Origin of the sequence: Dialister sp. UBA1703, from assembly GCA_002320515.1 — a bacterium.
Lineage (GTDB): Bacteria > Bacillota > Negativicutes > Veillonellales > Dialisteraceae > Dialister.
This window is the reverse complement of record DCJJ01000177.1, coordinates 1-6,385: the sequence shown is the minus strand read 5'-3', so window position 1 is coordinate 6,385 and position 6,385 is coordinate 1. Positions and strand designations below refer to the sequence as shown.

The following is a 6,385-nucleotide window of genomic DNA, read 5'->3' as shown; positions in this document are numbered from 1 at the left end:
AATTAATCAGTGCTTCCCTAGCGGCGGCATTCTCCTTCCACCGCTATAGCTCTCTTCTTCCCCATGAGTAAAGCAGACTCAACCTTAACACAATCTGCGGCATAGCAGTGGCCTTTTTTTGTATGCGGAGATACAGGTATTCATCCTTTTGCTTCAAATTTAAAAAAGGAAGTCTTATATTGGAAAATAATGATAAAAATACCCTGACCATCCGGGATAAGATAAAGCTGATTCTGGATACGGGGCAGATGATGATGGAAAGCGGCGCCGGGAGCAAGCGGATTGTGCGAGATATGCTGCAGACCGCTGCTTATCTGGGCATTTACTGGGAGGATGTGCAGATCCACATTACCTATTCCACCATTATGATCAATGTGGATGACGGGAAGAAGACTCACACCATGTTCCGCAAGTGCTACCGCCACGGGGTGAATATGCTCACCTTCCTCCAGACAAGCAAGACCAGCCGGGAGGCTCTCTATGAGAATGAGCCCTATGGGGTATTTGTGAACCGGCTCCATGAAATCCGCGAGCACTGCACGAACCGGATTTACCCGGAATGGCTGGCTATTCTGGCCATCGGCCTGGCGTCCTCCGCCTTCTGCCTTATTTTCGGCGGCCACGAGGTGGAGGCACTTTATACCATGCTGGCGGCCATCACCGGGGCGCTTGTGAAATATGCGTGCACCCGCATAGAGTTCAACGGTTATGTCACCATTGCCGCCTCCGCCTTTGCGGCTACCATTACCGCCTATCTCACCATGTACCTGCCCGGTGCCATTTCCCCCTTCCTGCCTGTTGTGGCCTGTGCCCTCACCCTCATACCGGGGGTGCCGCTTATTAATGCAGTGGACGATTTCCTGAATAATTACCTCACCTCCGGCATGACCCGCATGACCCATACCCTTCTTATCATGCTGGCCATGACCTTCGGCATTGCGGGGGCTGTGGGGCTCACCCATGTGCCCAGCTTTACGGCGGTGAATATTGCGCCGGAGCACCTGTACCTGGCCCAGGCCCTGGCAGCAGCCATGGCGGCCCTGGGCTTTTCTGTCATGTTCAATATCCCAAAACGGTATATCCCCCTGGCCTGCCTGGGAGCCATTATTACGGTGGATGTGCGGGACGTATTCATGGTGGTCTTCCACTTCGGCATGGCCAGTTCCTCCTTCTTCGGCGCCGCTGTGCTGTCCGTCCTTTATTTCAGTATTTCCAAGTACTTCCACGCTCCGGTTTTCGTGGTCACCATACCGGCCATCATCCCCCTGGTGCCGGGGGTGCTCATGTACCGGTTCTTCTTTGCCATCATCGATATACAGCATATGGACGGCATGGCGCTCCTTCTTGCCCTGCAGACCGGGGTGGAGGCCATGCTGGTGCTGCTGGGCATCTCTCTGGGCGCCACCCTGCCGGATGTGCTGGCCCATCAGTACATCGAAAGGGGGAAGCGGAAAAAGCTGCAGAAACTTTTGATGAAACGGGATGGAAACAGGGAAGAAGCGAAGGCTGCGGCTGATTTGGACAAGGCCAGCGGAAGAGGATAAGGAGTGGCTTTGCCGCTCCCCTGACATGCCTGCGGGCGTGTCAGACCTATCCTCCGCCGCCTGGCAGCAGTCAGTTCAGTATAGAGTATCCAATCGACGGACTGCCTCATACCCTTTGCCACCTTATTTCCTCTCAAGGGGATACAAGAAAATGAAAGGCGCTTTCCAATGAATCAACTGACTGATGCAGAATCACGATGCCGTCTGCCGTCTGATGTCTCATATCTCATATCTCATATCTCATATCTCATATCTCCTGTCTCTCTGATTTTCGGACCTATCCTCCGTCGCCTGGCGGCGCCACCTCCTTCCTGAGGAAGGAGGCTTTACCGATTCTCTGTCTGCCCTGTCATCATGGCCACGGGAAACCGGAAACCAGGAAACTTTCCTTTCCTATTTCACAAAAAGGCAAAAAATATCCCCTATCCTGCCGGAATTCAGAGGAGCAGGATAGGGGTGTTTCTCACTTCCGAGGAAGTGAGGGGGGGGGACAACGATATGGAAGATGAACCATTGTTCATCGCGTCCCTGCAGGGTTAAGGGCGGACTCAGATGCGAGCCTTGGCGCCTTCTTCTTTAGCAGCCAATGCTGCTTTTTCAGCTCTTTCCTTAGCCAGTACGCCCTGGAAGCGGACGACTTCTTCTTTGATGACAGGAGAGAGAACGAGCAGGGAAATGAGGTTTGGAATTGCCATGAGTGCATTGGCAATATCGGAAAGGTTCCATACCAGATCAAGGGTCTGGGTAGCACCTACGTAAACAACCAGGGAGAAGACAACTCTGTAAACCATATTGAATTTATGGGTTCCGAAGAGGTATTCCCATGCTTTTTCGCCGTGGTATTCCCAGCCAAGGATGGTGGAGAAGGCGAAGAGGATGATGCCGATGGCTACGATGTAGGTGCCGATGACGCCGATGTTGAAAGAGAAGGCTGCCATGGTGAGGGCAATGCCTTTCAGCGGTGCGCCGCTGGCATCGGTGGTGCCGAGGACGCCGGAGGAAGCGATGGTGAGGCCGGTGATGGTACAGACAACGATGGTATCCCAGAAGGTACCGGTCATATTGATGTAGCCCTGACGAACGGGATCATCGGTGGTAGCAGCAGCAGCGGTGATGGCTGCAGAGCCCAGGCCGGCTTCGTTGGAGAAGCAGCCTCTGGCAACGCCGTAACGCATGGAGTTCATAATGGTGACGGTAATGGTGCCGAGGACGCCGCCGCCGATGGCCTGCGGATTGAAGGCCATCATGAAGATCAGGTAGAGGCCGTGAGGTACGTTCTGGATATTAATAAGAATGCAGATAACGCCTGCGATGATGTAGAACACAGCCATGCCGGGAACAACTACAGAGGAAACTTTGGAAATTGTCTTGATACCGCCTACGATGATGATCAGGGACAGAACGGTGAGAATGGCGCCGCAGACTTCAAGGGGCATGCCGAAGACGGTCTGCACAGCTCCGGAAATGGAGTTTGCCTGGGTCATGTTGCCGATACCGAAAGAAGCGATGACAGAGAAAAGTGCGAAGAGGAAACCAAGGGTACGGCCGGCGGTTTTATTTTTGAAGCCGTTTTTCATGGTGAACATGGGGCCGCCCTTCATTTCCCCTTTGGCATTCACTTCACGGTATTTAATAGCCAGCATGCATTCGGAGAATTTGGTGGTAAGGCCGAAGCATGCGGAAATCCACATCCATACCAGGGCGCCGGGGCCGCCGGAGAACATGGCGGTGGCAACGCCTACAATATTGCCGGTGCCGATGGTGGCAGCCAGGGCAGTCATTAATGCGGAGAATGGAGAAACATCGCCTTTGCCTCGTTTGGTGGTACGGGCTTCTTTAGACAGGACGCTGTGGATTGCATAGGGCAGATTCCGCCAGGTCTGAAATTTCAATAAACAGGTGAGGTACACGCCGGTACCGACAAGGAGCACCAGCATTACCGGGCCCCAGACTATGCCGTCAATGGTATTGACGAGCGAGTTGATTGCAGCCATGTCCATAATAATATCCCCCTTACATTTGACCCGTTTTTCTGAGAAAAAAACAACCGCCGCACTCAGGCTGCTGGTGAAAAAAAGTCTGAGGCTGGCGGTGATATGTATGTATGCATCCATGCATAGCGGGAGTTACCCGGCTGCCAGCCCTGTCCTTTTGCCTGAGAGATTCGGGATTTACGGGTGAAATCCCTTTACACCTTCGGCGCCCAATCGAATGGGACTCTCCAGAGTTGTGTCCGTACACAGTTTCGTGTTCTTCTGAACGCCTGATAGTATTACTCCTTCGGCAGAGGGGCTTTGGGCCTCTCATTTTTCAGTGTACATCATCCACCATATTTTGCTGTTTGGCTTCTTCGGGACCAGATCTGAATTCCCCCTACGGAAACCTGCCGTGCATTGCGGCATATATTCACAGGCATTGCCTGATCCTATACATACATTAAGGATATTGATTTTATGGAACCATTTTTAGAAAAGCAGGGCCTCCACTTCGGGAAATATTTCCAGGGATACTTCCCGAAGCCCGGCACTCCCTGATGAATCAGTTTAGGAGGGCTTATCCACCAGGGTGCCCTTTGCCGGATGGGGTGTCATATTAATCCTGGCGGAAGGAAAATGGGAAAACCTTTCCTCCTGGAAATAATATGTAATATCAGTGCCCGATTGAAAGGCTCAGTCTTCCGCATTGGCGGAAATTTTAGCCTTTACTTCCTTGCTGGGGTCCTGGTCTACGTATTCTTCGTAGTCCTTGCCTGTCTTCAGGTGGTCGAAATACTTGGCAGTTTCTCTTACCACCACGCCGGACAGGGCCAGCAGGGCAATCAGGTTAGGAATAGCCATGAGTCCATTGACAATATCTGCCAGAACCCAGATGGCTTCAAGTTTCAAAAATGCGCCGCTCGCAACCAGTGCGATAAAGATGATACGGTAAGGAAGAACTCCTTTGGTACCAGCCAGGTAAATCATGCAGCGTTCGCCGTAGTAGTTCCATCCGAGGATGGTGGTGAAAGCGAAGAGTACCAGGCCGATCATGAGCATGTAGCCGCCAAAAGCGGGGAATGCATCTTTGAATGCGGCATTGGTCAGGGCTGCACCGTTCAGGCCGTTCAGCCATTCACCGGAAACGACGATGGTAAGACCGGTCAGTGTGCAGATGATAATGGTATCAATGAATGTACCGGTCATAGAAATAAGTCCCTGTTCGGCAGGCCATTTGGTTTTAGCAGCGGCTGCTACGATAGGAGCAGAGCCCAGGCCAGATTCATTGGAGAATACGCCTCTGGCGATACCATTTCTCATAGCCATGATCATGGTAGAACCAAGGAAACCACCAGCTGCTGCACTGCCTGTAAATGCGTTGGAAATAATAGTTTCCACAGCGCCAGGAATCTTATCAGCGAAGAAAATCAATACACCAATGGTTGAAATGAAGTAAATCACTGCCATAGCCGGAACGATTTTAGAAGCGGCTGCGGCGATGGACTGGAGCCCGCCAAGAGTAATGGCTGCTACGAGAACCGTGAGAATCACGGCTGTCCACATGGGATCCAGTCCGATAGTCATCTTGGTGATATCCACAATGGAATTCACCTGGGCAAAAGTACCGATCCCGAAGTAGGCTACCAGAACGCCGAAGATGGCGAAGAGGGTGCCCAGCCACTTGTACTTCTCGCCCATACCGTTTTTGATGTAGAACATAGGGCCGCCGGCAATTTCACCTTTGGCATCTACTTCGCGGTACTTAACGGCCAGAAGACCTTCTGCATACTTGGTAGCCATTCCGAAGAATGCGGCAAGCCACATCCAGAAAATGGCGCCCGGTCCGCCGGCTGCGATGGCTGTTGCCACGCCTACAATGTTGCCGGTACCTACTGTGGCAGAAAGGGCTGTGCAGAGAGCCTTGAAAGAATCAATATCACCGCTGCCTGCATTCTGTGCTTTGAAAATCAGCTTCAGTGCCTTCGGTAATTTGAATACCTGCAGCAGCTTCAGTCTGATGGTAAGCAGGATACCGGTTCCTACAAGAAGAACCAGCAGCGGCGGCCCCCAGATAAAACTGTCCAGCGAATTCAACACATTCATGTAATTCAAATCCATTTTAACAACGCCCTCCAGATCATAAGATAGATACAAAAAAGCCGGCATTCCATGAAAAATAAAACTCTGGAAGCCGGCATTGTCTACCTTAAAGCGGAACACATAGTGTGACGCTGCTTTCTCTGTCCTTTTGCCTGAGAGATTGGGATGCTGCCATCCTTACACCTTCGGCGCTCTTTAATCGAGACTCTCCAGAGTGTGTCCGCATACGGTACTCATCTTTTCAGATACCTGAGAGTGTCACTCCTTCGGTAAGCCTTACGGCTTTCTCCCATATGTTTCATCCACCTGTATGAATTTGATGATTGCATTATAGGACCCTCTGCCAAATTTTGCAAGAGGATTTTTGATATTTAATTATTTTCTAATTTGACATGCCTGCGGCGTGAGGGTTGACGGGACACACCTGCGGTGTGAGGGTTCAAAAGGTTCAAAGGGTGGCGGTGGCGGCTTACGCCGCAAGTTTTATAAAAAGGGGCTCGGCTGACGCCGCGGGTTGTGTAGAAGGGTTGTGGAAAAAGGTTTTTAAGATGGATGGGCCTTCGGCCCAAGGGTTCTTAAGTTTGACGAGGCCTTTAGCCCCGAGGGTTGCGGTATCGCCCTTTGGGGCGATAAGTATAAAGTCAGCGTTACGGATTTACCTTTCTGCATCATATGGCAAAATAAGCATTCTGCTGAATTATCTGCCTTCGGCAGATACACCCCCTTATCCGGCTGCGCCGGACTTCTCCACGGGAAAGCGTGTCA

Annotated in this window: 3 protein-coding genes and 2 riboswitches; of the genes, 1 reads left to right on the top strand and 2 read right to left on the bottom strand. The window is 51.7% G+C overall.

Translation table 11 applies throughout. The features are described from left to right. The first annotated feature begins 179 nt into the window (after window positions 1–179). Window positions 180–1,544: a threonine/serine ThrE exporter family protein gene (locus B2Y11_RS08675; RefSeq protein WP_291058061.1), complete on the top strand. Its 1,365-nt coding sequence runs from the start codon at window positions 180–182 to the stop codon at window positions 1,542–1,544. Between the two features lie 548 nt (window positions 1,545–2,092). Here B2Y11_RS08675 and B2Y11_RS08670 read toward each other — a convergent pair. After that, the gene (locus tag B2Y11_RS08670; protein ID WP_291058060.1) at window positions 2,093–3,544 is read right to left on the bottom strand and encodes an alanine/glycine:cation symporter family protein; all 1,452 of its coding nucleotides are present in this window, start codon (window positions 3,542–3,544) and stop codon (window positions 2,093–2,095) included. 133 nt (window positions 3,545–3,677) lie between these two features. Continuing rightward, a riboswitch (glycine riboswitch) is annotated at window positions 3,678–3,779 on the bottom strand. Window positions 3,780–4,213: 434 nt separating this feature from the next. After that, on the bottom strand, window positions 4,214–5,638 hold the full coding sequence (locus B2Y11_RS08665; protein WP_273188010.1) for an alanine/glycine:cation symporter family protein: 1,425 nt from the start codon (window positions 5,636–5,638) through the stop codon (window positions 4,214–4,216). Between the two features lie 112 nt (window positions 5,639–5,750). After that, a riboswitch (glycine riboswitch) is annotated at window positions 5,751–5,843 on the bottom strand. Window positions 5,844–6,385 lie beyond the last annotated feature (542 nt).